At 68.1% G+C, this 24696-nt stretch carries 22 protein-coding genes; 8 read left to right on the forward strand and 14 right to left on the reverse strand.

Features of this window, described 5'->3' with window-relative positions; genetic code table 11:
• Positions 1 to 57 precede the first annotated feature (57 nt).
• Positions 58 to 885, forward strand: a complete 828-nt coding sequence (locus G6N31_RS00245; RefSeq protein ID WP_098002840.1) for an acyl-ACP desaturase — start codon at positions 58 to 60, stop codon at positions 883 to 885.
• A 204-nt stretch (positions 886 to 1089) separates the two neighbouring features.
• On the forward strand, positions 1090 to 2421 hold the full coding sequence (gene phoH2 / locus G6N31_RS00250; RefSeq protein WP_098002853.1) for an RNA 5'-3' helicase PhoH2: 1332 nt from the start codon (positions 1090 to 1092) through the stop codon (positions 2419 to 2421).
• 56 nt (positions 2422 to 2477) lie between these two features.
• Here phoH2 and G6N31_RS00255 read toward each other — a convergent pair whose 3' ends face one another.
• Complete coding sequence (locus G6N31_RS00255) at positions 2478 to 3902, reverse strand: class II fumarate hydratase (RefSeq protein ID WP_098005172.1); 1425 nt, start codon at positions 3900 to 3902, stop codon at positions 2478 to 2480.
• Between the two features lie 35 nt (positions 3903 to 3937).
• Positions 3938 to 4966, reverse strand: a complete 1029-nt coding sequence (gene glpX / locus G6N31_RS00260) for a class II fructose-bisphosphatase (RefSeq protein WP_098005173.1) — start codon at positions 4964 to 4966, stop codon at positions 3938 to 3940.
• Between the two features lie 55 nt (positions 4967 to 5021).
• Here glpX and G6N31_RS00265 point away from each other — a divergent pair, with 55 nt between their 5' ends.
• Both G6N31_RS00265 and G6N31_RS00270 read left to right on the forward strand, forming a co-directional pair.
• A complete protein-coding gene (locus G6N31_RS00265) occupies positions 5022 to 5693 on the forward strand; it encodes a DUF4245 domain-containing protein (RefSeq protein WP_098005174.1) in 672 nt (223 codons plus the stop codon).
• A 23-nt stretch (positions 5694 to 5716) separates the two neighbouring features.
• Positions 5717 to 6514: a dienelactone hydrolase family protein gene (locus tag G6N31_RS00270; RefSeq protein ID WP_098005175.1), complete on the forward strand. Its 798-nt coding sequence runs from the start codon at positions 5717 to 5719 to the stop codon at positions 6512 to 6514.
• Here the strand turns inward: G6N31_RS00270 and G6N31_RS00275 are convergent.
• The 3 genes from G6N31_RS00275 to G6N31_RS00285 are packed head-to-tail and all read right to left on the reverse strand — an operon-like array spanning position 6495 to position 9324.
• Positions 6495 to 7673 carry an AI-2E family transporter gene (locus G6N31_RS00275; protein WP_098005176.1) on the reverse strand — a complete coding sequence of 393 codons (1179 nt, stop codon included), beginning with the start codon at positions 7671 to 7673 and terminating at the stop codon, positions 6495 to 6497. The two genes, G6N31_RS00270 and G6N31_RS00275, sit on opposite strands and share 20 nt — an antisense overlap.
• A 41-nt stretch (positions 7674 to 7714) precedes the next feature.
• Entirely contained in the window at positions 7715 to 8554 is an 840-nt protein-coding gene (locus G6N31_RS00280) for an SDR family NAD(P)-dependent oxidoreductase (protein ID WP_098005177.1), read from the reverse strand.
• Positions 8551 to 9324 (reverse strand): SDR family NAD(P)-dependent oxidoreductase, encoded by a 774-nt coding sequence (locus G6N31_RS00285; protein ID WP_098005178.1) that lies wholly within the window; start codon positions 9322 to 9324, stop codon positions 8551 to 8553. The genes G6N31_RS00280 and G6N31_RS00285 overlap by 4 nt, the downstream gene beginning before the upstream one ends.
• Before the next feature lie 91 nt (positions 9325 to 9415).
• On the opposite strand from G6N31_RS00285, the gene G6N31_RS00290 reads away from it, so the two are divergent.
• Together G6N31_RS00290 and G6N31_RS00295 are read left to right on the forward strand one after the other, a co-directional pair.
• A complete protein-coding gene (locus tag G6N31_RS00290; RefSeq protein ID WP_098005179.1) occupies positions 9416 to 9883 on the forward strand; it encodes an SRPBCC family protein in 468 nt (155 codons plus the stop codon).
• 222 nt (positions 9884 to 10105) lie between these two features.
• Positions 10106 to 12430, forward strand: a complete 2325-nt coding sequence (locus G6N31_RS00295) for a putative bifunctional diguanylate cyclase/phosphodiesterase (RefSeq protein ID WP_234815445.1) — start codon at positions 10106 to 10108, stop codon at positions 12428 to 12430.
• Here the strand turns inward: G6N31_RS00295 and G6N31_RS00300 are convergent.
• From G6N31_RS00300 to G6N31_RS00315, 4 genes are read right to left on the reverse strand one after another with little or no spacing between them, the layout of a single operon-like run.
• Positions 12427 to 13149 carry an alpha/beta fold hydrolase gene (locus G6N31_RS00300; RefSeq protein ID WP_098005225.1) on the reverse strand — a complete coding sequence of 241 codons (723 nt, stop codon included), beginning with the start codon at positions 13147 to 13149 and terminating at the stop codon, positions 12427 to 12429. The genes G6N31_RS00295 and G6N31_RS00300 overlap by 4 nt on opposite strands.
• Before the next feature lie 8 nt (positions 13150 to 13157).
• Positions 13158 to 14033 carry a formylglycine-generating enzyme family protein gene (locus G6N31_RS00305; protein ID WP_276057729.1) on the reverse strand — a complete coding sequence of 292 codons (876 nt, stop codon included), beginning with the start codon at positions 14031 to 14033 and terminating at the stop codon, positions 13158 to 13160.
• A gap of 14 nt (positions 14034 to 14047) precedes the next feature.
• Positions 14048 to 14974: an HAD family hydrolase gene (locus G6N31_RS00310; RefSeq protein ID WP_098005180.1), complete on the reverse strand. Its 927-nt coding sequence runs from the start codon at positions 14972 to 14974 to the stop codon at positions 14048 to 14050.
• 3 nt (positions 14975 to 14977) lie between these two features.
• Positions 14978 to 16522 (reverse strand): arylsulfatase, encoded by a 1545-nt coding sequence (locus G6N31_RS00315; RefSeq protein ID WP_098005181.1) that lies wholly within the window; start codon positions 16520 to 16522, stop codon positions 14978 to 14980.
• A 400-nt stretch (positions 16523 to 16922) separates the two neighbouring features.
• On the opposite strand from G6N31_RS00315, the gene G6N31_RS00320 reads away from it, so the two are divergent.
• Positions 16923 to 19286, forward strand: coding sequence for an arylsulfatase (locus G6N31_RS00320; RefSeq protein ID WP_179964245.1), 2364 nt, complete (start codon positions 16923 to 16925; stop codon positions 19284 to 19286).
• A 1-nt stretch (position 19287) separates the two neighbouring features.
• Here the strand turns inward: G6N31_RS00320 and G6N31_RS00325 are convergent, their stop codons facing one another.
• From G6N31_RS00325 to G6N31_RS00340, 4 genes are all read right to left on the reverse strand, one after another.
• The gene (locus tag G6N31_RS00325) at positions 19288 to 20397 is read right to left on the reverse strand and encodes a 3-beta-hydroxysteroid dehydrogenase (RefSeq protein ID WP_098005183.1); all 1110 of its coding nucleotides are present in this window, start codon (positions 20395 to 20397) and stop codon (positions 19288 to 19290) included.
• 63 nt (positions 20398 to 20460) lie between these two features.
• Positions 20461 to 20673 carry an exodeoxyribonuclease VII small subunit gene (locus G6N31_RS00330; RefSeq protein WP_098005184.1) on the reverse strand — a complete coding sequence of 71 codons (213 nt, stop codon included), beginning with the start codon at positions 20671 to 20673 and terminating at the stop codon, positions 20461 to 20463.
• On the reverse strand, positions 20670 to 21926 hold the full coding sequence (gene xseA / locus G6N31_RS00335; protein ID WP_098005185.1) for an exodeoxyribonuclease VII large subunit: 1257 nt from the start codon (positions 21924 to 21926) through the stop codon (positions 20670 to 20672). Before xseA ends, G6N31_RS00330 begins: the two co-directional genes overlap by 4 nt.
• A complete protein-coding gene (locus G6N31_RS00340) occupies positions 21923 to 22519 on the reverse strand; it encodes a lipid droplet-associated protein (protein ID WP_098005186.1) in 597 nt (198 codons plus the stop codon). Before G6N31_RS00340 ends, xseA begins: the two co-directional genes overlap by 4 nt.
• Before the next feature lie 54 nt (positions 22520 to 22573).
• On the opposite strand from G6N31_RS00340, the gene G6N31_RS00345 reads away from it, so the two are divergent.
• Positions 22574 to 23575 (forward strand): 4-hydroxy-3-methylbut-2-enyl diphosphate reductase, encoded by a 1002-nt coding sequence (locus G6N31_RS00345; RefSeq protein WP_098005187.1) that lies wholly within the window; start codon positions 22574 to 22576, stop codon positions 23573 to 23575.
• Here G6N31_RS00345 and G6N31_RS00350 read toward each other — a convergent pair.
• A complete protein-coding gene (locus tag G6N31_RS00350; protein ID WP_098005188.1) occupies positions 23572 to 24645 on the reverse strand; it encodes a DUF6542 domain-containing protein in 1074 nt (357 codons plus the stop codon). The genes G6N31_RS00345 and G6N31_RS00350 overlap by 4 nt on opposite strands.
• Between the last annotated feature and the right edge of the window lie 51 nt (positions 24646 to 24696).

Below are 24696 nucleotides of genomic sequence, written 5' to 3' on the forward strand. Positions count from 1 at the left end.
CGGAGTGTCGGCGTGGGAAATTTTACGATTCCCACAGAATTGAGTTAGTGTAACCGCATGGCACAGAAACCTGTCGCTAATGCATTGACGCTCGAACTCGAGCCGGTCGTCAACGATGAGCTGCGGCGCCACCTCGACACCGAGGACCCGTGGTTCGCCCACGACTACGTGCCGTTCGACCAGGGAGAGAACTTCGCGTTCCTCGGCGGCCGGGACTGGGATCCGTCGCAGGTCACCCTGCCCAAGCCCATCACCGACGCCCTGGAGATCCTGCTGATCACCAAGGACAACCTGGCCGGATACCACCGCGAACTCGTCGAGCACTTCATCCTCGAGGACAAATGGGGTCGCTGGATGGGCCGGTGGACCGCCGAGGAGCATCTGCACGCCGTCGCGCTGCGCAACTATCTGGTGGTCACCCGCGAGATCGACCCCACCGCCAACGAGGACGTCCGGGTCGAGCATGTGATGAAGGGCTACCGCGCCGACACCTTCAGCCAGATCGAGACGCTGGTCTTCATGGCCTTCTGGGAGCGCGCCCACGCGGTCTTCTGCCGCAATCTGGAGGCTCAGATCGGCGAGCCGGTGCTGCAGGCGCTGGTCGGCCGGATCGCCCGGGACGAGGAGCGCCACGAGGAGTTCTTCGGCAACCTGATCGCGCACTGCCTGACCACCCACCGCGACGAGACGATCGACGCGATCGCCACACGCGCCGCCGGGCTCGACGTGGTCGGCGGGGACATCGACGCCTACCAGGACAAGGTGGCCAACGTCGCCGCGGCCGGCATCTTCGATCGCGACCGGCTCCGCACCGTGATCGCCGATCGCATCGCGGCCTGGGGTGTGGCCGAAGAGGCCCCGCTGAAAGAGTTCACCGGCTCGTAACGCACACGGCGGGCAGAGTTTCGGCGCGCCTGACGGGCACGGGTGCGCGTGCGGGAGTAGCGTCGACGCCGATGGCTAGCGATTTGCTCTGCTGTCCGGGCGGTCCCGATTGAAAGGGCCGGCCCCGGTCCTGAGACCGCGTGTGTGTCCACCGAGAAGTTCGTGTGGGGTCGCAGGAACTCGCGCAGCCTCGAGGAGCGCTACGTGACTCAATCCCAGAGCCGGCAATCCGACGCCCGACGGACCTACGTGCTCGACACCTCCGTGTTGTTGTCCGACCCCTGGGCCATCACGCGGTTTGCCGAACACGAAGTCGTGGTCCCGCTCGTCGTCATCAGTGAGTTGGAGGCCAAACGCCACCACCACGAACTGGGCTGGTTCGCCCGACAGGCCTTGCGCATGTTCGACGACCTCCGACTGGAACACGGACGCCTCGATCTGCCGATTCCTGTTGGCGCAGAAGGCGGTACGCTTCAGGTCGAGCTCAACCACAGCGACCCGTCGGTGCTGCCCGCGGGATTCCGTACCGAGACCAACGATGCCCGCATTCTGACGTGTGCGGCCAACCTCGCTGCCGAGGGCAAGCGAGTGACGTTGGTTAGCAAGGACATCCCGCTGCGCGTGAAGGCCGGAGCGGTCGGTCTGCCCGCCGACGAGTACCACGCCCAGGATGTGGTCACGTCCGGATGGACCGGCATGTCGGAACTCGAGGTGGCCGGCGAGGACGTCGATGCGCTGTTCGCCGACGGCGAGATCGATCTGGAAGCGGCCCGCGACCTGCCCTGTCATACCGGAATTCGGTTGTTGGGCAGCAGTTCTCACGCTTTGGGCCGAGTCAACGCGGACAAGAGGGTGCAGCTGGTACGTGGTGATCGCGAGGTGTTCGGCCTCCGGGGAAGGTCCGCCGAACAACGCGTAGCCCTCGATCTGCTGCTCGACGAGTCGGTCGGCATCGTCTCGCTCGGCGGCAAGGCGGGCACCGGCAAGTCCGCGCTGGCGCTGTGTGCCGGCCTGGAGGCCGTGCTGGAGCGGCGTACCCAGCGCAAGGTGGTGGTGTTCCGTCCGCTCTACGCGGTCGGCGGCCAGGACCTCGGCTACCTGCCCGGCAGCGAGAGCGACAAGATGGGGCCCTGGGCGCAGGCGGTTTTCGACACCCTGGAGGGTCTGGCCAGTCCGGCCGTGCTCGATGAGGTGCTCAGCCGCGGCATGCTCGAGGTGTTGCCGCTGACCCACATCCGCGGCCGTTCGCTGCACGACTCGTTCGTCATCGTCGACGAGGCGCAGTCGTTGGAGCGCAACGTGCTGCTGACGGTGCTGTCACGCCTGGGTTCGGGTTCGCGGGTGGTGCTCACCCATGACGTCGCCCAGCGTGACAACCTGCGCGTCGGCCGGCACGACGGGGTCGCTGCGGTGATCGAGAAGCTCAAGGGTCACCCGCTGTTCGCGCACATCACGCTGCTGCGCAGCGAACGCTCGCCGATCGCGGCGCTGGTGACCGAGATGCTTGAGGAGATCAGCCCGGGCGCGCTGCCCTGACCGAGGGATTTCGGCGTGGTTGTCGTCGCCCAGCGACGACAACCACGCCGAAATCGCTAGTTGTTTCCGTCGCGGACCTTGGCCATCGCCAGCACGTCGAGGCGCTTGTCGAGTTCCTCCTCGGAGAGCTTGTCTCCGATCAAACCGCGGTCGACGACGGTCTGGCGGATCGTCTTCTTCTCCGCCAGCGCCTGCTTGGCCACCTTGGCGGCCTCCTCGTAGCCGATCGCGGAGTTCAGCGGCGTCACGATGGACGGCGACGATTCCGCCAGCTCGCGCAGCCGGTCCTCGTTGGCCACCAGGCCGTCGATGCACCTGGCGGCGAACAACTTCGACGCGTTGGCCAGCAGCGTGAACGACTCCAGCACGTTGCGCGCCATCATCGGGATGTAGACGTTGAGCTCGAACGCGCCCGACAGCCCGCCGACGGTGACGGCGGCGTCATTGCCGATCACCTGCGCGGCCACCTGGGTAACCGCCTCCGGGATGACCGGGTTGACCTTGCCGGGCATGATCGAGCTGCCCGGCTGCAGGTCGGGCAGCTGCAGCTCGGCCAGGCCGGTCAGCGGGCCCGATCCCATCCACCGGATGTCGTTGGCGATCTTGGTCAGCGACACGGCGATCGTCTTCAGCGCCCCGGACGCCTCGACCAGCCCGTCGCGGGTGGCCTGAGCCTCGAAAGAGTCGACGGCCGTGCGCAGTTCGGCGATCCCGGTCTGCTCGACGAGCACCTCGACCACCTTGGTGCCGAAGCCGTCGGGGGCGTTGAGGCCGGTGCCCACGGCGGTGCCTCCGATGGCCAGCTCACCGAGCCGGGGCAGGCACGCGCGCACGCGCTCGATACCGGCTTCGATCTGGCGGGCGTAACCGCCGAACTCCTGGCCCAGCGTGACCGGCACCGCGTCCATCAGATGCGTGCGGCCCGACTTGACGACGGTGCGCCACTGCCGCGCCTTGGCCGACAGCGACTCGTGCAGCACCTCCAACGCCGGGATCAGCTGCCGGACAGCAGCTTCGGTGGCCGCGATGTGCGTCGCGGTGGGGAAGGTGTCGTTGGAGCTCTGCGACATGTTGACGTCGTCGTTGGGATGCACGGTCACCCCGTTGGCACCCGCGATCGACGCGATGACCTCGTTGGTGTTCATGTTCGAGCTGGTGCCCGAGCCGGTCTGGAACACGTCGATGGGGAACTGGTCGTCGTGGCGGCCCTCGGCGATCTCGGCCGCGGCGGCGATGATCGCGTCGGCCTTGTCGGCGGCCAGCAGACCGAGGTCCTTGTTCACCTGCGCGCACGCGCCTTTGAGCAGCCCGAGCGCCCGGATCTGGGTGCGCTCCAGCGGCCGGAACGAGATGGGGAAGTTCTCCACCGCGCGCTGGGTCTGGGCGCGCCACAGCGCGTCCTTGGGCACCCGGACCTCACCCATGGTGTCGTGCTCGATGCGATATTCGGCCTGGTTGTCAACGCCGCTGTTGTCGGCCATGTGGCTCCCTGTTCGTGTGGTGGTGGGGTGATGGATCAAGGCAACGGGTAGGCGGCGGAACTGTCGCCGGTGAAATTCACCGCCGAGTACTCGCTGAGCTTCGCGAGCCGGTGGTAGGCGTCGATCATCCGGACGGTTCCGGACTTGGAGCGCATCACGATCGACTGGGTGGTGCAGCCCCCGCCGAAGAACCGCACCCCCTTGAGCAGGTCACCGTCGGTGACGCCGGTGGCACAGAAGAACACGTTCTCGCCGGCGACCAGGTCGCGGGTGGTCAGCACCTTGTCGAGGTCGTAGCCCCGGTCGAGGGCACGCTGGCGTTCCTCGTCGTCGGTGGGCGCCAGGGTGGCCTGGATCTCGCCGCCCATGCAGCGGATCGCTGCGGCGGCGATGATGCCCTCGGGGGTGCCGCCGATACCGACGAGAAGATCGGTGCCGGAGTCGGGCCGGCACGCCGAGATCGCGCCCGCGACGTCGCCGTCGGAGATCAACCGGATGCGGGCACCGGCCTCCCGGACGTCGGCCATCAGCTTGGCGTGCCGAGGCCGGTCCAGGATGCACACGGTGACGTCGGAGACCGAGGCCTTGCGGACCTTCGCGATGCGCTGGATGTTGGCCGCGATGGGAGACGTGATGTCGATGAACTCCGCGACATCGGGACCCCCGGCGATCTTGTTCATGTAGAACACCGCCGACGGGTCGAACATCGCGCCGCGCTCGGCGACCGCGAGCACCGAGATCGCGTTGGGCATGCCCTTGCTCATCAGCGTGGTGCCGTCGACCGGGTCGACGGCGAAGTCGCAGTCCGGGCCGTCGCCGTTGCCGACCTCTTCGCCGTTGTAGAGCATCGGGGCGTTGTCCTTCTCGCCCTCGCCGATCACCACGACGCCGCGCATCGACACCGAGTTCACCAGCTGGCGCATCGCGTCGACGGCCGCGCCGTCGCCGCCTTCCTTGTCGCCGCGGCCCACCCAGCGTCCTGCGGCCATCGCGCCGGCCTCGGTGACCCGTACCAGTTCCAGGGCCAGGTTGCGGTCCGGCGCTTCACGTCTCGATGGCGTCATGCGCCAGATTGTCCCATTAACGGGTTGGTCTCAGGGAGCTGGGATACTGGCAATCATGACGACGCCGCCCGAGCCGGGCCCCACGGTCACCGGGGCGCCCGGTCCGCGCCCACCGAAGTCGCGCCTGCTGCAGGACGGCCGCGACATGTTCTGGTCGATGGCCCCGCTGGTGGTGGCCTGCCTGGTGCTGGCCGGGGTCCTCGGAATGTGCTCGTTCGCGCCGTCGGGGCCGGGTCCGGGCCCCACCCCCGACTACGACGCACCGGCGGGGCTGCGCGCCGACGCCGCGGCGCTGGACATCCCGATCCGCATCCCGGACGTGCCCGACGGCTGGCAGTCCAACTCCGGAAGCCGCAAGGGCATCGAATCCGGCCGCACCGACCCGGCCAGCGGTCTGCAGGTGCGTGCGGTCGCCTCGACGGTCGGCTACCTCACGCCGACGGGTCGGTATCTGAGTGTGACGCAGAGCGACGCCGACGAGGACAGGCTCATCGCGTCGTTCGGCCGCGATCTGGTGCCGACCGGGACTCAGGACGTCGACGGGGTCAATTGGGTGGTCTATCAGGGTGGCGAGCGCGACGGCCGGCCGCCGGAACCGGTGTGGACGACGCGCCTCGGCGGGCCGACGGGTCCGGCGCAGATCGCGCTGACCGGGGCCGGCGACACCGATGAGTTCCGTACGCTGGCCGCAGCGACGCAGTCGCAGCCCCCACTGACCACGACCTGAGCGCGCGACGGACGGAGACGCCCATGACCTCGCCGGAATCCGACCTGACCGGATGGGTCGCGACGCCGTTCACCGCGGCCGGCCTCACCTACGACGTGTACCGCAAGGGGCAGGGTCCCGGCGTGGTGCTGATCCCCGAGATGCCGGGCCTGCACCCGGGCGTGCTCGCACTCGGGAACCATCTGGTGGACAACGGCTTCACCGTCGCCGCGCCGTCGCTGTTCGGCACGCCCGGCGCACCGGCGCTGGGGCCGGGCGCGGTGCCGGTGCTGTTGAAGGGGTGTGTGGCCAAGGAGTTCGCGGCGTTCGCCACCAACGCCGACCGGCCGGTGGCGCACTACCTGCGGGCCCTGGCGCGCGACCTCAACGCCCAGACGCCCGGCCAGGGTGTCGGCGTGATCGGTCAGTGCTTCACCGGCGGTTTCGCGCTGGCTGCCGCGGTCGACGACAGCGTGCTCGCCCCGGTGATGAGCCAGCCGTCGGTGCCGTTGCCGTTGACGCCCAAACAGCGCCGCGACCCGGGCGTCTCGGAGGCCGAGATGGCCAAGATCCAGCGGCGGGCCGCCGAGGAGGGGCTGTGCGTGATGGGATTGCGCTTCAGCGCAGATCCGCTGGTGCCGGGCGCCCGCTTCGCGACCCTGAAGAGCCGCCTCGGCGACGCGTTCGAGGTCATCGAGATCAACTCCGGCAAGGGCAACCCTGACGGGTTGAGCCGGATGGCCCACTCCGTGCTGACCGACCAGGTGCGCGAGGTCGACGGGCAACCGGCCTACGAGGCCCGCAAGCGGGTGGTCGAGTTCCTCAAGCGTCGGCTGTTCTAGCTGCTCGTCGTAGCCGCCGGGGTACCAGACGTTTCCACCACGGGGTCGCGCGGTCGGCGTCGTCGTCCGGGTCGTCCGCGGTACCGGCGAGTGTGTTCAGCGGCTGCCCCTTGGACACGGCCAGGTAGACGCTGATCGTGGTGACGATGACGATCATCAGCACCGGGCCCAGCACGATGCCCCAGAAGCCGAACATGCCCAGCCCGGCGAACACCGCCAACAGCATCAGCGCGGGATGCAGGTGCGCGTTCCTGGGCACCAGGAACGGTCGCAGCACGTTGTCGATGCTCGTCACCACCACGACGTGGAACACCACGACGAAGATCCCGCCCGCGACGTTGCCGAACAGGGCCAGCCCGATGCCCAGCGGGATGGTCACGATGCCGCTGCCCAGCGGGATGAACGACAGCGCGGTCAGGAAGATGACGAACATGAAGAAGCCGTCGTGTAGGCCCGCGATGTAGAGCGACACCGCGCCGGCCACCCCCTGACAGGTGGCGATGATGAACTGGCCCTTGACCGTGGCCGAGACCATCGCCCCGACCTTGCCCAGATAGATGTCGGAGACCTCGCCGCCCAACGGGTTGAGGTCGCGGAACAGATCGGCGACCTTGTCGCCGTTGGTCAGCAGCGCCAGGAACACGTACAGGAAGATGATGGCGCCGGTCACCGTGGCCGCGATGCCGCCGACGGAGTCGCGGGCCAGGGCCAGCGCGATCTCCCCGGCGCTCTGCCCGAGCCGGGCGACGGCCTGCCGCACCGACTCCGGTGTCAGCGTGGTGTCGGCGAAGGGCACGCGGCCCAGCAGTTCGTTGGCCGAGTCGAGCAGCCGCTGGGCCAGTGCAGTGAAATCGGTCTGCTCGGCCCAGTTGCCCACGCTGGTCACCATCTGGCTGATCTGCAGCACCGCCAGGAACACCACCCCGGACAACGGCACGGCCACGATGGCGAGTGCCGCGAGCAACGTCGCCGTCGCCGCCAGTCCGACGTTCATGCGGGTGCGCAGCCGCTGATACAGCGGGCTGAACAGGTAGGCCAGGACGCCGGCCACCGCGATGAGCAGGAGGTAGTTGCGCAGGAAGTACGCCGCGAACCCGAGCGCGACCACGGTGATGACCGTCAGCGCACGCTTCTGGGTGGGGGTGAACTGGTCCGTCATGCGCCCTCCCGACCCGGTGCGTCGGCCGGGCGTGAGCAACCCTATCCGGCGTCGGCGGCCGATGACGGTGTGTCGCGGCTCTGCCGGGATCGCTGCCCGGCGACGAAGCGCATCGACATCCGGTTCATCAGGCCGGGAGCCAGCCGCGCGAACCACCATTGAGCATGTGCCACAGCGGGTTTGACCAGAACGGCCTTGTTACGCTCGATCGCGCGCAGGGTGTCGCGGGCCAGGCGGTCGGCGTCGTAGGGCCTACCGCCCTGGGCCTGCAGGAAGTAGTCGCGGCCGACGAAGCCGCCCAGCGCGCCCTTGTCCAAGATCGGTGTCTCGACGGCGGCGGGACACACCACCAGCACCCCGACCCCGCGGGGGACGGCTTCGGAGCGCAGCGCCAGTGACAGCCCCACCACGGCGTGCTTGGTGGCCACGTAGCTGGTGACCTGCCCGGCCGCGGTCAGCCCGGCCATCGACGCCGTGTTGACGATGTGGCCGTGGCCCTGGCGCAGCATCTGCGGGTAGGCCGCCGCGACGCCGTGCACGACACCGCGCAGGTTGATGTCGATGATCGCGTTCCACTGGTCGAGGGTGAGCAGCTCGGTGTCCCCGCCCCACACGATCCCGGCGTTGTTGAAGATCAGATCGATGCGTCCGGCCCGGGCCACGACGTCGTCAACGGCGGCCTGCACCGCCGCGGCGTCGGTGACGTCGAGAGGCGCCGCGCGGGCCCGCTCGCTCAAGGCCGCCGCGGTCCTTCCGGCCGCGGTCTCGTCGACGTCGGTGCACACGACGTGCGCGCCTGCGGCGTCCAGCGCGCGGCACAGCGCCGCGCCGATACCCGACCCGGCGCCGGTGACCAGCGCGTGCTTACCGGCGAAGGTCACGCCTGCTCCATCAGTCGGTTGACGTGGCCCATGATGTCGGGATATCGCTTCAGGTGCGCGCCGCCGTTGAGGTCGAGTACCTCGCCGGTCAGCCACGACGCCGCCGGGGAGCACAGGTAGGCCACCGCGTCGGCGATGTCCTGCGGGGTGCCGGGTCGCCCGATGGCGGTGTTGTCGACGTAGTCCTCGACCACCCCGGGCACCGACGCCGCGGCCGCGGTGAGCGGGGTGTGCACGAAGCCGGGTGCCACCGCGTTGACCCGGACGCCGCGGGCGCCCATCTCGAGGGCGGCCACCTGGGTCAGCATCGACAGACCGGCCTTGGCTGCGCAGTAGGCGCTCATGCCCGCGGCGGGCTGGCGGCCGTTGAGCGAGCTGATCTGCACCAGGGATCCGCCCGCGCGCAGATGCCGGCCGGCGTGCTTGGCGACGATGAACGCGCCGTTGAGGCAGACGTCGATGACCGCGCGGAACTCCGCCACCGGCATGTCGGTGATCAGCCCGACGTTGCTGAAGCCCGCGCAGTTCACCGCGATGTCGATCGGGCCCACGTCGTCGAAGAGCCGCTGCACCGAGTCCTCGTCGACGACGTCGACCTGCGCGGCGCGATGTCCCTCGCCGAGTTCGGCGGCCCTGACCGCGGCGCCGTCGCCGTTGAGGTCGGCCACCGTGATCTGCACTCCCTGCGCGGCCAGGGTCTGGGCGGTCGCCCACCCGATACCGGATGCGCCACCGACGATGACGGCGACGCGCTCATGACTGCTGTCCATCCGGTTGACCCTTCGACGACGTGGCGGAACGCGTTATAACGTCACATCCCGTCGACAGAAACGCAATAGTGTCTACTGGCAGACTCGACGGGTGACCGAACTCGAGATGTCGGAGTCGATAGCTGTGGCAGCGCCCCCGGAGGATGTCTACGCGCTGGTGTCGGACGTGACCCGGACCGGGCAGTGGAGCCCGGTGTGCCGGGAGTGCTGGTGGGACGACGGGGACGGGCCCCGGGTGGGCGCGTGGTTCACCGGTCTCAACGAGACCCCCGAACGGACGTGGGAGACCCGCAGCCAGGTGGTCGCCGCCGAACCCGGTCGCGCCTTCGCCTGGGAGGTCAACCACGGGTGGGTCTACTGGGGATACCGGCTCGAGGCCGACGGCGCCGGCACCCGGTTGACCGAGTCCTGGGCGTTGCTTCCCAAAGGTGTCGACGGGTTCCGCGAACGTTTCGGTGCGTCGGCCGACGCCGAGATCGCCAAGCGGGTGGAGGCTGCGCGCACCGGGATTCCGGCGACGCTGGCCGCGATCAAAGCGATTGCCGAAGCAGGTGGCTGAGCCGCCGGCGTAAGCACGTGCTCCCCGGCCTCCCGGGTCTCGGCCCGGGCCTCCCGAAGGTCATCGGCCGACCGCCCGGAATTTCCAGCAGCAACGTCAAAATTCTGCGCCCAGCAAACCCATTCCGGCAGTGAACCGATAAGTTGGCGTTTGTTGTGGTCGCCGGCGCAAACCAGCGGGGATCACGCGGGGCAACGAATGCAGCGGTAGGCGAGGAGCACCGTGAGTAATGGCCGAGCGCGGCACACGCTGTGGGTGCCGCTGTGTGCGCCGGTCCTGGCTGTCGTCGCGCTGACGATGCTGCTCGTTGTCAATGACGGCGGCGACCTCGTGCGCCTGCTCGACGACCTGCTGATTTTCGGCATGTCGGCATACGCTGCCGTCTGCTGCGGGTTGGCCGCGAAATCGGCGCAGGACCGGATGCGTACCGCGTGGACGGTGCTGACGGTGGCGATGGCGGCGTGGGCCGTCGCCGACCTCATCTGGTTCTTGAGTGAGTACGTGCTGCACACCGAACCGTTCCCGTCCCCGGCCGATGTCTTCTACCTGATCTTCAGTGTCCTGGCGGTTCCCGCGCTGTTGATGATGGGCCCGTTCCACGCGTCGTCGTGGCGGTACACCACGGTGCGTATCGTGCTGGACGGCGTCACCGTGGCGCTGTGTGTGTTCCTGCTGGCGTGGATCTTCGCGCTGCGCAGCGTCTACGCCGCCTATGAGGACGACCGGCTCGGGCTGGCGCTCGCATTGTTCTATCCGGTCGCTGACATCGTGCTCCTCGCGATCGCGGTCGCCGTGTGGGTCCGGGCGGATCCTCGTCAACGCACCGTGCTCGGCCTGCTGGTGCTTGCGTTCGCGGTGATGACGGTGACCGACAGCGCCTTCGCCCACCAGGTCGCCGAGGGGACCTACGCCACCGGCAATCCCATCGACATCGGTTGGGCTGTCTCGCTGGCCGCGATCAGCGCCGCGGCGGTGCTGATCCGCCGGACGCCACCGCCCCGGATGCAAGCCCTGTCGGTGCCGTCGGCCTCGGCGTTGTGGGCACCGTATGTTCCGCTGTTGCTGGCCGGAACGATCGGTCCGGCGGTGGTCATGACCGGCTTGGAACGGGTGATCGTTCCGGTGGTCGTCACCGCGGTCTGTCTGCGCCAGTCGGTCGCGGCTTTCGAGAATCGGCGATGGGCCAAGGCCGCGGCGGATCAGGCGCTGAAGGATCCGCTGACCGAGCTTGCCAATGAGGCGCTGTTCTTCGACCGCCTGGCCCACGCGATGGTGCTCCGGGCTCGCGAGGGTCGACCGGTCACGGTCGCGGCGCTCGATCTCGAGGACTTCGCGTTCGTCAACGACAACCTCGGGCATCCCGCGGGGGACAAGCTGTTGGTACACGCGGGTCGGCGCATCGCCGCGTGCCTGCGGCCGGGCGATACGGTCGGTCGTCTCGGCGGCGACGAGTTCGTGCTGCTGCTCGAAGGCGACCTCGACGACTCGCGCCACGTCCTGCGGTGTGTTCTGGCCACGTTCGACGAACCGTTCACCGTCGACGGGCAGCCGGTCTCGATGCGGTGCCGCGTCGGGGTGGCGGTGGTGCCTCCCGGGGAAACGGATGTCACTCCGGAGACCCTGGTGCAGCGCGCGGACATCGCGGTACAGGCAGCCAAACGCTCGCATACGTCGAGGGTGTGCACCTTCGACGCGGACATGACGCCGGACCACGGCGAGATCGGCGACCCGGACGCGCGCGACACCGATCGCGTGACGCTCGCGGGCGCGGCGAAGGTCCGGCTCCTCGCCGAGCTGCGCCGGGCCGTCGACCACGGCGACTTCGACCTGGCCTACCAACCGAAGGTCGACCTTCGCGGCGGCGGCATCGTCGGGGTGGAGGCGCTGCTGCGCTGGCCGCACCCGGAGATGGGTGAACTGCAACCGGGGACGTTCATGCCGCTGGTGCGCCAGCACAACATGATCCGCCCCGTGACCGACCTGGTGGTCGAGAAGGTGCTCGACGACACGGCCCGGTGGTTGGCGGCCGGGGTCCGAATGCCTGTGGCGGTCAACATGTTCGCACCCTCGTTGCGCGACACGCGGCTGCCCGCCGCGCTGAGCCGAGCCTTGGACCTGCGCTCGCTACCGGCGGACATGCTGACCGTGGAGATCACCGAGGACCTGGTGATCAACGACCTGAGCCTGGTCGTCGGGGTGCTGCAGCAGCTGCGCGAACACGGCATCCGGGTCGCGATCGATGATTTCGGCAGCGGCTACTCGGCCCTGTCCTATCTACGGGATCTCCGCATCGACGAGATCAAGCTCGACCGGTCGTTCATCGCCGCGGTGACCACCGACCATCGGGCCGCCACGGTGGTGCGCGCAGTCATCGACCTCACTCACGCCCTCGGCATGACCGTCGTCGCGGAGGGGATCGAAGAAGTCGCCACGGCAGAGTGGTTGCGCGACAGCGGATGTGATGTCGGCCAGGGCTATCACTTCGGAAAACCGAGCAGCCCCGGCGACATTCCGCAGCTGGTCACGCTCGCAGCGCAATCGTCCTAACCGGCGCGATCGGCGGTGTCGACGAGCTCGCGAACCAGCGCCGGGAAGCGCCGGCGGTCCGGCCGGAAGATGTCGTGCGGCGAGTCGGTGAACTCTTCGAGCCGAGCGGCCGGGAACAGAGCGCGGTAGCGGGCCCAGGCCTCGTCGCTGACCAGCGGGACGTTCGGGCTGCGCACCGCGAGCAGCGGGGGATGCCAGTGCGACAACGGTTCCCAGAACGACTGCGGGCGGGCCGCGCGGAACGTCGCCACCGCCGCGTGCCGGTCGAGCCGGTCACGCACCGGGGTGCCCCGCCAGCGCCCGTCCAACAGCACATCGAAGGCGTCCTCTTCGACCACGAGCTCTTCGGGCACGTAGTCGCCGATGGACACCGACCGGACCCGCGGCCAGTTGGTCAGTGCCCAGCTGACCGCGTAGGCGGTGCCGCGCGAGAAGCTCATCACGTGCACCGGCCCGTCGGTGAGCGCGTCGACCACCGCGCCGACGTCGCCGGCCAGCGCCGCGGAGTCGTAGCGGTTCTCCCCGGCGGTGCTGTGACCGTGCCCGCGCAACTCGACCACCGCGGCGCGGCGGCCCAGCGCGGGCAGGATCTCGACATAGTCGTCGGCGACGTCGGTGAAGCCGGGCACGAACACGATCGGCGCACCGCGGTCGTCACCGCCGGAGTCGAGGTAGCGGATCCGCGCGCCGCCGTGGGTGGCGAACCGGAACTCGGGCACGAGTAGGGTCACCGCACCGCCGTGCGCTTGACGCAGCGAAAGCCGATATGGCTCATACCCGTGTCCACCTGCTGCGGTCTTCGGGCAGCCGGCCGATAGCGCTTGCAGTAGCTGTCCGCGCACAGAAACGAACCACCCTTGATGACCTTTCGCGGGATCTTGAGTTCCTGGTTCGGATCATAGGTCGCTGACGCGCAACAGGGTTGGCTGTCCCGCGTGGCGCCGTACCAGTCACTGGTCCATTCCCACACGTTGCCGGCCATGTCGTACAGACCGTAGTCGTTCGGCGGAAAGCTGCCGACCGGTGTCGTCTGCCCGTATCCGGTGTCGGGAAGGTACGGGAACTCGCCGTGCCAGTAGTTGGCCAATCGCCGGCCCCGCCGTTCGGGTTCGTCGCCCCACGTGTAGGTCGCGTGCGGCAACCCGCCCCGAGCCGCGGTCTCCCACTCGGCCTCGGTCGGGAGCGCGAGCCCGGCCCAGTCCGCGTAGGTTTGCGCGTCCTCGAAAGCGACGTGCACCACAGGATGATCGTCGCGGTGCCGCACCGACGACCGCGGCCCCCGCGGATGGTTCCAGCAGGCGCCAGGTGTCCACGTCCACCACTGGCTGAGGTGCCGCAGATCCACCGGCCCCGCGGTGCGGTGGAAGACCATCGATCCGGGCTGTAGGTTCTCCGGTGGCGCGTCCGGGTAATCGCCTCGGTCCAAGGGTCTCTCGGCGACTGTGACATAGCCGGTGGAGGCCACGAATTCGGCGAACATGGCGTTGGTGACCAGGTGCGACATGATCGCGAATCCGTCCACGGTGACCGCCCGGGCCGGCGCCTCCTCTTGGTAGTGCTGGTCGGAACCCAGAACGGCTGTCTGGCTGGGAATATCGACCATGCACACGCTGATGGTCACGAAAAGACGTGCTGCCAATCAGATTTCATGCTCACGACCGTCCAGTCGTACGTCTTCGCATACTCCAGCGATCGATCGGCGCCCGCGGTGTAGTCGAATTCGCGTTCGGCGTCGTCGTGCAGGACGAGCAACCGCAACGCCGGGCCACCGTGGGCTCCGGTGTAGCACAGCATCGGCACGTCGCCGTTGCTGTTTCCGGCAGCCAGAATGGGCCGACGGCCGATGCGGTTCCAGATCCGCACCGGCTTCTCGGGGCCGTCGTCGAGCACGTCGAGGGTGTCACCGATGATCACGTGGCCGGTGCCGTCGGACTCGCTGTAGGACATGCCGATCGAGCTACCGATGACCCGTTCGGGCGGTACGCCGTAGCTGGTACCCGTGATCGGCCGCATGAAGTCGCGGCCGCCGCCGGAGGCGATGTAGTTCGTGAAGCCATTGCTCGCAAGGAATTGCAGGAGCTCGACCATCGGCCGGTACGTGCACTCCAGATAGGAGCGCCCGAGAGTGGGGTGCGTGGCTTCGGCGAAGAAGGTGTTCACCCGCTCGGTGAACTCCTCCACGCTCATGTTCGCGTGTGCGGCACCGACGCCGGCCGCGAGCTCCTGCAGCCGTGAATCGTCGCCCTGGTAATGCATCGTGATCGCCTCGCCGATCCAGCCGAGGTCACCTGAGACAGCCGCCTTGTACGGCTGTTTCTCTGCCAGCGTCGGGTCGGCGCGGGCTTGTTCGGCGAAGCGGCGCACCAGAAAGTCCAGCTGGATGTAGGCCGGTTTCTCCACCCACAGAGTGCCGTCGTTGTCGAAGACCGCGACCCGGTCGTCGACGGGAACATGGTCCGGCCCGTCCTGCGCGGTGACCCGCGCGACGAAGTCGACGATCGCCGACTTCGCAGGCCCGTCATTCCACGAGTCGAGCTCACCCAACGATCAGCCGCCGATTTTCTCGAGATAGTTGTTGAGCTTCTCGACCGCATTGGTGACGGTGAACGATGCCGGTTCGCGGCGCGGTGGAAACTCCTTGAACGTCTCGAGGAAGTCCAGCACGACGGCGTTCGCCATGAACGCGATGTAGTCGTGATCGAGGAACCAGTCCCAGTAGGTGTTCGAGGTGACGTCGGCGTGCTCGAAAGGGTCGGTGCGCAGGTTGAAGATCTTGGGTGCCCGCAACTCGGTGAACGGCTCGAACCAGATCTGCAGCGTGCCCCGGCAGCGCTGCTCCATGAACACCACCTTCCAGTTCTCCAAGCGGATGCCCAGCACGTCGCAGTCGTCGGAGAAATAGATCAGCCCGCGGCGCGGGCTTTTGTCGACCTCGCCGGTGAGGTAGGGCAGCAGGTTGTAACCGTCGATGTGCACGCGGTAGGTCTTGTCCCCGATCGTGTGCCCCTGCTTGAGCCTGTTCACGATGTCGGGCACACCCGCGGCCGCGACGATCGTCGGCAGCCAGTCGTGGTGCTGGATGATCTCGTTGGAGACCACCCCGGCGGGGATCTTGCCCGGCCAGCGCACCATCTCCGGCACTCGGAACGCGCCCTCCCAGCCGGTGTTCTTCTCGCTGCGGAACGGCGTCGTGGCGCCGTCCGGCCAGGTATTGGCGTGCGGACCGTTGTCGGTCGAGTACACCACGATGGTGTCCTCGGCGATGCCAAGCTCGTCGAGGCAGTCCAGCAGCAGCCCGACGTGTCTGTCGTGGTCGATCATGGTGTCGTGATACGGCGACTGCCATCGGCCCGCCTGGCCGAGGCTCTCCGGCTTGGTATGGGTCCGGAAATGCATGTGGGTGGTGTTCATCCAGACGAAGAACGGCGTGTCCGCCTGATGCTGGCGTTTGATGAAATCGATTGCCGCAGCGGTGGTCTCGTCGTCGACGGTCTCCATCCGCTTCTTGGTCAGCGGCCCGGTGTCCTCGACGCGCTGCTTCCCCAGCGGACCGAACCGCTCGTCGACTTCGTCGGTGGCCTCCTCGGTGGCCCAAGACCTGATCACCCCGCGCGGTAGCAAGGCCTTGCGGAGCCGCGGCGCTTCCTCCTCGGTGGGGTAGTCAGGATGCTCGGGCTCCTCCTCCGCGTTGAGGTGGTAGAGGTTGCCGAAGAACTCGTCGAAGCCATGGGCGGTCGGCAGATACTTGTTGAGATCGCCGAGGTGGTTCTTTCCGAACTGGCCGGTGGCGTAGCCAAGCGGCTTGAGCAGTGTCGCGATGGTCGGGTCCTCGGGAGACATCCCCATGTCGACGCCCGGCATGCCGACCTTCGACAGGCCGGTCCGGTAGACGCTCTGGCCGGTGATGAACGACGAACGGCCTGCTGTGCAGCTCTGCTCGCCATAGGAGTCGGTGAACCGCATGCCCTCGGCGGCGATGCGATCGATGTTGGGCGTGCGGTAGCCCATCAGGCCATCGCTGTAACAGCTGAGGTTCGTGATACCGATGTCGTCACCCCAGATGACGAGGATGTTGGGTTTTCCGTTCGGCATGCGTCCGCCCTCTGCTTTCGGCCTCGTCGTCTGAAGATCCGTGCGTCAGTCAGCCTAGCGAGATCAGCCGGCGGGGGCCGAGAATTCGTGCGGACAGTGCGCCGCGATCTCGGTGCGGTACGCGGATGCTGACCGAGCAGGTTGGCACGCTGCTTTGCTGGCGGCGGCGATCAGAGCGTCGACGAAACTCATTTGATCGTACGGTCTTTGCGCGATAGGCGGATGTCACCAATTGTTCATATGAAACGGGACGCATCCGCACCTGCTGTGCAAAGATCCGGGTGTCGCCGGAGCCCGGGACGGGGCGCCCTCGGTCTCGAAAAAGGGAGCGGCCGCAGCCTTCGCCCGCGATTGCCCGTGTTCGGCAGCCGGCCGAGGCGCGATGACAGAGGAGCGCATGATGTCCGACCCCGCCTCTCAGCCGCATCTGGCCCGCGAGCATCTGCCGATCCCGGACCCCAAGCACGTCGGGTTGACCACTTACGACGCCAAGGACCCGAACACCACCTACCCGCCGATCACCGAATTGCGGCCGCCGGCGGGCGCGCCCAACGTGCTGATCGTGCTGATCGACGACGTCGGCTTCGGCGCGTCCTCGGCGTTCGGCGGCCCCTGCGACACTCCCGTGGCCGAGCGGCTCGCCGCCGACGGCGTGAAGCTGAATCGATTCCACACCACCGCGTTGTGCTCACCGACCCGGCAGGCGATGCTGACCGGCCGCAACCATCATTCGGTGGGCATGGGGGCGATCACCGAGATGGCCACGTCGGCACCGGGCAACAACAGCATCCGGCCCAAGGACAAGGCGCCGGTGGCCGAGACCCTGAAGCTCAACGGCTACTCCACCGCCCAGTTCGGCAAGTGTCACGAGGTGCCCGGCTGGGAGGTCACGCCCGTCGGTCCCTTCCACCAGTGGCCGACCGGATCGGGGTTCGAGTACTTCTACGGCTTCATCGGCGGTGAGGCCAACCAGTACTACCCGGGTCTCTACGAGGGCACCACCGCCGTCGAACCACCGCGGACCCCGGAGGAGGGTTACACCCTCACCGACGACCTGGCCGACCGGGCGATCACCTGGGTGCGTCAACAGAAGGCGCTGATGCCGGACAAGCCGTTCTTCATGTACTTCGCGCCGGGCGCCACGCACGCCCCGCACCATGTGCCCAAACAGTGGTCGGACAAGTATCGCGGGAAGTTCGATGACGGTTGGGACGCGCTGCGCGACCGAATCCTGACCCGACAGAAGGAACTCGGTGTGGTGCCCCCCGATGCCGAGCTGACCGCCCGGCACGACGAGATCCCCGCGTGGGACGACATGCCCGACGGCCTCAAACCGGTGCTGGCCAAACAGATGGAGATCTACGCCGGCTTCCTGGAACAGACCGACCACGCCGTCGGCCGTGTCGTCGACGCCATCGCCGACCTCGGCGTGCTCGACGACACGTTGATCTACTACATCATCGGCGACAACGGCGCCTCGGCGGAGGGCACCGTCAACGGCTGTTTCAACGAGATGACCACGCTCAACAACCTTCCCGGAATCGAGACCACCGAGTTCCTGCTGTCCAAGATCGACGACTTCGGTACGCCCGAGGCCTACAACCACTACGCCGTGGGATGGGCGCATGCGCTGTGCGCCCCTTATCAGTGGACCAAGCAGATCGCCTCGCACTGGGGTGGTACGCGCAACGGCACGATCGTCTCCTGGCCCAATGGATTGCCCGACAAAGGCACCACCCGGGACCAGTTCCACCACGTCATCGACGTCGTCCCCACCATCCTGGAGGCCGCGGGCCTGCCGGCGCCCCACTCGGTCAACGGCACCACGCAGGCGCCGCTGGAGGGCGTCAGCATGATGGCGACCCTGCGTGACGCCGACGCGGCAGAGACGCACCAGGTGCAGTATTTCGAGATCATGGGCAACCGCGGAATCTACTTTCAGGGCTGGACCGCTGTCACCAAGCACCGCACCCCGTGGACTGCCGACTCCCCGGTGCCGTTCGATTCGGACGTGTGGGAGCTCTACGCCCCCGGGGACTGGACGCAGGCCCATGATCTGGCGGCTGAGAACCCGGCGAAATTGGCCGAATTGCAGCGACTCTGGCTGATCGAAGCGGCCAAGTACAACGTCATCCCGATCGACGACCGCAGCTATGAGCGGATCAACCCGGACATCGCGGGCCGTCCGCAGCTCATCCGCGGCGACAGCCAGTTGCTGTTCGACGGCATGCGGGTCAGCGAGTGGTGCGTGTTGAACCTGAAGAACAAGTCGCACTCGGTGACCGCGAACGTCGACGTGCCCGAGGCGGGCGCCGACGGAGTCATCATCACTCAGGGTGGCAGTGTCGGCGGATGGACGCTGTACGCACACGAGAACAAGCTGAAGTACTGCTACAACTACTTCGGCATCGACTACTTCATCACCGCTGCGGCAGAGGACATCCCGGCCGGCAAGCACCAGGTGCGGATGGAGTTCTCCTATGACGGAGACGGTTTGGGCAACGGCGGTGACGTCATGCTGTACTACGACGGCCGCGAAGTCGGCCGGGGGCGTGTCGAGCGGACGCAGCCGATGGCTTTCTCCGCCGACGAGGCCTGCGACGTCGGGTGCGACACCGGCTCACCGGCTTCTCCCGACTACGGACCCACGGGCAACAGGTTCAGCGGCACCATCGAATGGGTTCAGCTCGACCTGGGGGACGACAGCCAGGACCACCTGATCAAGCCGGAGGATCGGTTCAACATCGCGATGGCCAGGCAGTAGGTCAGCCCTTGGGCGGTGCGGGCGCGGCGGCTTGCACGACCGGATCGCGCGCCTCGGCTTTCATCCGGTCGAACAGCTCGACGTAGTAGGGCAGGCAGTGTTCCAGCGCCTGCTCGGTGGTGTAGAGCGGCTGATAGCCCAGCTCGCGCTGGGCCTTCGCGATCGAGAAGTAGTTGTCCAGATAGATCCGTTCCACCGCAAGCGGTTCGAGCAACGGCTTGGGTAGCCCCACCTTGAAATGCAGGAACTGCCAGACGCGCATGGCCAGCCACACGAGCCGGCCCGGTACCCGCAACCTGGGCAGTCGCTCTCCGCAGGCCTCGACCACGGGACGGGAGAACTCGAACATGTTGATCGGCTCCCCGTCGTTGATGAAGTAGGCCTGACCGGGCGCGGTGCCACCGGGCACCAGATGCTGTGCGGCGAGGATGAATCCGTGTACCAGGTTGTGCACATAGGAGTTGTCGAGCTTGACCTCCTTGCTGCCGACCAGGACCTTGACGTGACCGGCAAGCACGCTGTCGAACACCTTGCGAAACATGGTCTGATCGCCGCGGCCCCAGATGCCGCTCGGCCGGATCGAGCACGTCAGCATGCCCTGCTCACCGTTCTGGCCGAGCACGAACTTCTCGGCGACCACCTTGGTCTCGGTGTACAGGTCGGCGAACCGGTCGGTGTAGGGCAGAGTTTCGTCCCCGCCGGAGATACGCTGGCCGCCCATGACCACGCTGTTGGAGGCGGTGTAGACGAAGCGCTGCACGCCGGCCTGCTGGGCGGCGCGCACGAGGTTCTCGGTGCCGGTGACGTTCACCGCGAAGCTGCGTTTGCGGGCTTCTCCCGTCGCGGATCCGCCCATCAGGTCGATGATCGCGGCGGTGTGGAACACGGTGTCGATCCCGGCGACCGCCGCGGCGACGTCGGCCACGTCGGTGATGTCGCCCTCGAGCACGTCGAGCCTGGGGTGGGCGGGAAGTCGGGACGCCACGCGGTCGAATGAGCGGACCTCGAGGCCGCGGTCCAGGAGTTCGGTGACCAGGTTCGCGCCGACGAAGCCTGATCCGCCCGTCACGAGCACCCGGCCGAGGTCAGTGGTCAGCGTTGGATCACCCATGCCGGGCAGACTAACTGAAACGTGTTCCAATTTCGACAGTTAGTTCGCCTACTGCTTGACTGATCAATCATCGGTCTCGTCGCTGTGGGCCAGGGTCTGCTCGACCCGCTGGCGGGCCCCAGCTAAATGCTCCTCACAGCATTTGGCCAGTTGTTCGCCTCTTTCCCACAATTTCAGCGACTCATCGAGGTTGAGGCCGCCGTGCTCCAGGCGTTGCACCACCTCGATCAGTTCGTCGCGGGCTTCTTCGTACCCCAATTCACTAATGGGCTTCATTGTCCGGCTTTCCCCTCGGGTTCGAATTCGCCTTCGCTGACCGCCAGCACGGCGCCGTCGGCGACCCGCACCCGCAACCGGGTGCCGCGGGGCGCCTCGGCGACACTGCGCAGCACCCCGGCGGGCCCGGACGGCGGCACTGTCTGCACCACCGCGTAGCCGCGGGCCAGCGTCGCCGCAGGCCCGAGCGTGGTCAGCCGTGCCGCCAGATGGCCGATGCGGTCGGACTCCGCGGCCAGGAGACGGGTGATGTCACGCCGGCCGGCCGCCCGGGTCCGGCTGATCTCCTCGGCGCGGGCCTCGATCGCGTCGAGCGGGCGGGCCAGCGCCGGCCGGCTGCGCAACTGCGCGATCAGATGCTGCTCGCGCTTGACCCAGTTGCGCAGCGCCTGAGCGCTGCGGTGCCGCAACTCGCCGACCAGCGCCTGCTCGGCGGCGGTGTCGGGGACGATGCGCTTGGCCGCGTCGGTCGGGGTGGCGGCGCGCAGGTCGGCGACCAGGTCGCACAGCGGATTGTCGGGTTCGTGACCGATCGCGCTGACCACGGGCGTGGTGCAGCGGACGATCTCGCGGCACAGCGTCTCGTCGGAGAACGGCAGCAGGTCCTCCACGCTGCCCCCGCCGCGGGCCAGCACGATGACGTCGACGTCGGGGTCGGCGTCGAGGGCGCGCAACGCCTCGACGATCTGCGGCACCGCGTTGGGTCCCTGTACGACGGTGTTGCGGACCGCGAAGCGCACCGCCGGCCAGCGACCCGACGCGACGGCCATGATGTCGTGTTCGGCGGCCGACGCCCGCCCGGTGATCAAGCCGATGGTGTGGGGCAGGAACGGCACGGGCCGCTTGAGTCGCGGATCGAACAGTCCCTCGGCCTCCAGCAGCCGGCGCAGCCGCTCGATGCGGGCCAACAGCTCTCCGATGCCGACGGCCCGGATCTCGCTGACCCGTAGCGAGAAACTGCCGCGGCCGGTGTAGAAGGTCGGCTTGCCGAACACGATCACCTGGGTGCCGTCGGTCATCTTGACCGGCGCGTTGACCACCAGGTCGCGCGGGCACGTCAACGACATCGACATGTCGGCCGCCGGGTCACGCAACGTGATGAACGCGGTGTTGGAGTTCGGACGCAGCGTCAGCTGGGCGATCTGGCCCTCCACCCACACCGAGCCCAGCTTGTCGATCCAGCCGGCGACCCGGACGGCGACGCCGCGTACCGGGAACGGGTTCTCCGGTGACTGACCCTGCGGCAGGGTCACTTCGCCGACGCGCGGGTGATCCTGTTGGCCAGCAGCGTCTGGAACGGCGCCCGCGCCTTGGTGTTCTCCTCGTAGGCCAGCAGCGCTTCCAGGTCGGAGATCTTCAGCGACGTCAGGCGGGCGCGGAGCTGGGCCAGCGTCAGCGATTCGTAGTCGATGTCGGCGACGATCGTCGGCGCCTCGGCAGCTCCCGGCCCGGCCTCGGACCCGGCACCGCCGTCTGCTGTGCTGTTGGGCTTGTCCGGTTCCTCGGAGAACAGCGCGAACCGGCCCTCGGTCATCCGTTCACCGTCACGCACCGGAAGGTCGATGACGTCGCCCGCGCCGTCCCCGGCGTCCCCGGCGGTCAGGTCCTCGTCGAACGTCGCCCATTCGGGTTGCTCGTCTTTGGGCGGGAAGATCGAATCCAGCGTCTCGTCGCCCTTGATCACCAGCACCGCGACGTCCTGCTGCATCTTCATCACCAGGTGGGCGACCTGGCTGGCCAGGGTCATCGGGTACATCAGGATCGTCTGGGGGAGCTTGCGGGTCTCCTCGATGGCGGTCACCGCCGCACCCACCAGCAGACGGACCCCATACGGTGCAGTTGCCATGCCCCTTAGCCTACGGCTGGGCGATCACCGCGGTGGATAAGTACCCTGGGACTCATGCCGACCACTGTCAACATGGGGATTCCGGGCGCGAGCAGCTCGGTCGTCGGCGATGTCGCTGGCAAACGCGTTCTGCTGGCCGAACCGCGGGGATACTGCGCCGGGGTCGACCGGGCGGTGGAAACCGTCGAACGCGCGCTGGACAAGCACGGCGCACCGGTCTACGTCCGTCATGAGATCGTGCACAACCGCCACGTGGTGGAGACGCTGGCCAAGGCCGGTGCCATCTTCGTCGACGAGACCGACGAGGTGCCCGAGGGGGCCATCGTGGTGTTCTCCGCACACGGTGTGGCGCCGACGGTGCACCAGACCGCTGCCGAACGCAAGCTCCAGGTCATCGACGCGACCTGCCCGTTGGTGACCAAGGTGCACAACGAGGCCAAGCGATTCGCCCGCGACGACTACGACATCCTCCTCATCGGCCACGAGGGGCACGAAGAGGTCGTCGGCACCGCCGGCGAAGCGCCCGACCACGTCCAGGTCGTCGACAATCCCGACGCGGTCGATCAGGTCACCGTGCGTGATCCGAACAAGGTGATCTGGCTGTCCCAGACCACGTTGTCCGTCGACGAGACGATGGAGACCGTCCGCCGGCTGCGGGAGAAGTTCCCGACGCTGCAGGATCCGCCCAGTGACGACATCTGCTACGCCACCCAGAACCGGCAGGTAGCCGTCAAGGCCATGGCGCCGGAGTGCGAGCTGGTGATCGTGGTGGGTTCGCGGAACTCGTCGAACTCGGTGCGGCTGGTCGAGGTCGCGCTGGGCGCCGGTGCCGACGCCGCGCATCTGGTCGACTACGCCGACGACGTCGACCCGGGTTGGCTGGACGGCGTGACGACCGTCGGTGTCACCTCCGGGGCCTCGGTGCCCGAGATTCTGGTTCGCGGTGTGTTGGAGCGCCTGGCCGAGTACGGCTACGCCACCGTGCAGCCGGTCACCACCGCCAACGAGACGCTGGTCTTCGCCCTGCCCCGGGAAATCCGGCCCGCCCGCAGCTAGATGTCGTAGTTCCAGCGGTCGGCGTCGTGATCGCGCGGGGCACCACGCCGCCGGCGCGGAGGCTCGACCGGGTCATCGGCGCCGCGGTAGCGCACCCGCGAGACCGGATGGTGATTTCCGTCCGAGCGCGGCTCGGGCCGCGGGGGAGCCGGATCGTATCCGCCGAACAGGTCGTAGCCGTCGTAGCTGCTGCTGCGCTGCGGACGGGGGCGTTGCGCACGTTGCGGCCGGTCCCGGTCCACGCGGTCCGGACGATCCCGGTAGCGGCGTTCGCGCTCGTCGGGTGGCAGGCTGCGACGTCGGCTGCGCTCCCCGGCCGGACGCGTCCGCCGCCGCGGCTCGGCTCCCGAAGCCGCGTCGGCCGGGCGGCGCCGCCGCGGCCGGTCACCGGCCTGATCGATCGGCTCGGAGTCGCGGGCCCGCTGCGCGCGCGATGCCGGCGCCGAGCGGCGGGTGGGCCGTTCACCGCGGCTGCGTGCGGCCGCGGTCTTCTTCACCGGGGCGCGCCGCGGGTCGGGCCGGCGGCGTCGCGGCGCCTCGCCCTTGGGCTGCAGCCGCGAGGTCACCAGCGCCGTCAGCTTGGCCAGCAAACCGGGGCCGGCCGCCGAATGCTCGGCGTCGGTCGTCTCGGCGGCGTCGGAGCGGCCGAGGTAGTAGCGCGCGGCGCCCAGCGCCAGCACGGCGGCCGAGGTGAAGAACATCAACGGAAAGCGCTCGATCAGCGGATAGCCGCAGTTGATCAACACGTCTTTGAGGCCGTGGATGTCCGAGGAGTGCATCAGGAAGTACGCCGCGGGAACGACGGCGAACAGGATCAGCGGCGGTTGCACGACGGCGGTGAACAACCCCGACCGGCGTACGGCCAGAACCGCGGCCAAACAGCCGATCGCGTACAGCGAGCCGAAGACCTTGGTCAGATTGCCGCCGCCGGATCCCGCATCGAAAGCGAAGCCGAGCGTGCTGCAGATCAACGCCACCAGGACCGCACCCCACCAGGGAAGGCCTGCGAAGTCGGGGTGCGCAGAGCGGTGGTCGGCCGGTACCGCCGGCCGGGTGCGCTGTGCTGACACATGTCGACCGTACCGGCTCGACCTGCGTGCCGTCGCCAGCGGGAGTTGGCG

This window comes from Mycolicibacterium duvalii (assembly GCF_010726645.1).
In the GTDB taxonomy this organism is placed as follows: domain Bacteria; phylum Actinomycetota; class Actinomycetes; order Mycobacteriales; family Mycobacteriaceae; genus Mycobacterium; species Mycobacterium duvalii.

Bases quoted from the DNA above. Each gene is read 5' to 3' on its own strand.
- G6N31_RS00245 (WP_098002840.1), top strand. From the start codon at position 58: ATGGCACAGAAACCTGTCGCTAATGCATTGACGCTCGAACTCGAGCCG.
- G6N31_RS00255 (WP_098005172.1), bottom strand. From the start codon at position 3,902: ATGGCCGACAACAGCGGCGTTGACAACCAGGCCGAATATCGCATCGAG.
- glpX (WP_098005173.1), bottom strand. From the start codon at position 4,966: ATGACGCCATCGAGACGTGAAGCGCCGGACCGCAACCTGGCCCTGGAA.
- G6N31_RS00265 (WP_098005174.1), top strand. From the start codon at position 5,022: ATGACGACGCCGCCCGAGCCGGGCCCCACGGTCACCGGGGCGCCCGGT.
- G6N31_RS00270 (WP_098005175.1), top strand. From the start codon at position 5,717: ATGACCTCGCCGGAATCCGACCTGACCGGATGGGTCGCGACGCCGTTC.
- G6N31_RS00275 (WP_098005176.1), bottom strand. From the start codon at position 7,673: ATGACGGACCAGTTCACCCCCACCCAGAAGCGTGCGCTGACGGTCATC.
- G6N31_RS00285 (WP_098005178.1), bottom strand. From the start codon at position 9,324: ATGGACAGCAGTCATGAGCGCGTCGCCGTCATCGTCGGTGGCGCATCC.
- G6N31_RS00305 (WP_276057729.1), bottom strand. From the start codon at position 14,033: ATGGTCGATATTCCCAGCCAGACAGCCGTTCTGGGTTCCGACCAGCAC.
- G6N31_RS00315 (WP_098005181.1), bottom strand. From the start codon at position 16,522: ATGCCGAACGGAAAACCCAACATCCTCGTCATCTGGGGTGACGACATC.
- G6N31_RS00320 (WP_179964245.1), top strand. From the start codon at position 16,923: ATGTCCGACCCCGCCTCTCAGCCGCATCTGGCCCGCGAGCATCTGCCG.
- G6N31_RS00325 (WP_098005183.1), bottom strand. From the start codon at position 20,397: ATGGGTGATCCAACGCTGACCACTGACCTCGGCCGGGTGCTCGTGACG.
- G6N31_RS00330 (WP_098005184.1), bottom strand. From the start codon at position 20,673: ATGAAGCCCATTAGTGAATTGGGGTACGAAGAAGCCCGCGACGAACTG.
- G6N31_RS00340 (WP_098005186.1), bottom strand. From the start codon at position 22,519: ATGGCAACTGCACCGTATGGGGTCCGTCTGCTGGTGGGTGCGGCGGTG.
- G6N31_RS00345 (WP_098005187.1), top strand. From the start codon at position 22,574: ATGCCGACCACTGTCAACATGGGGATTCCGGGCGCGAGCAGCTCGGTC.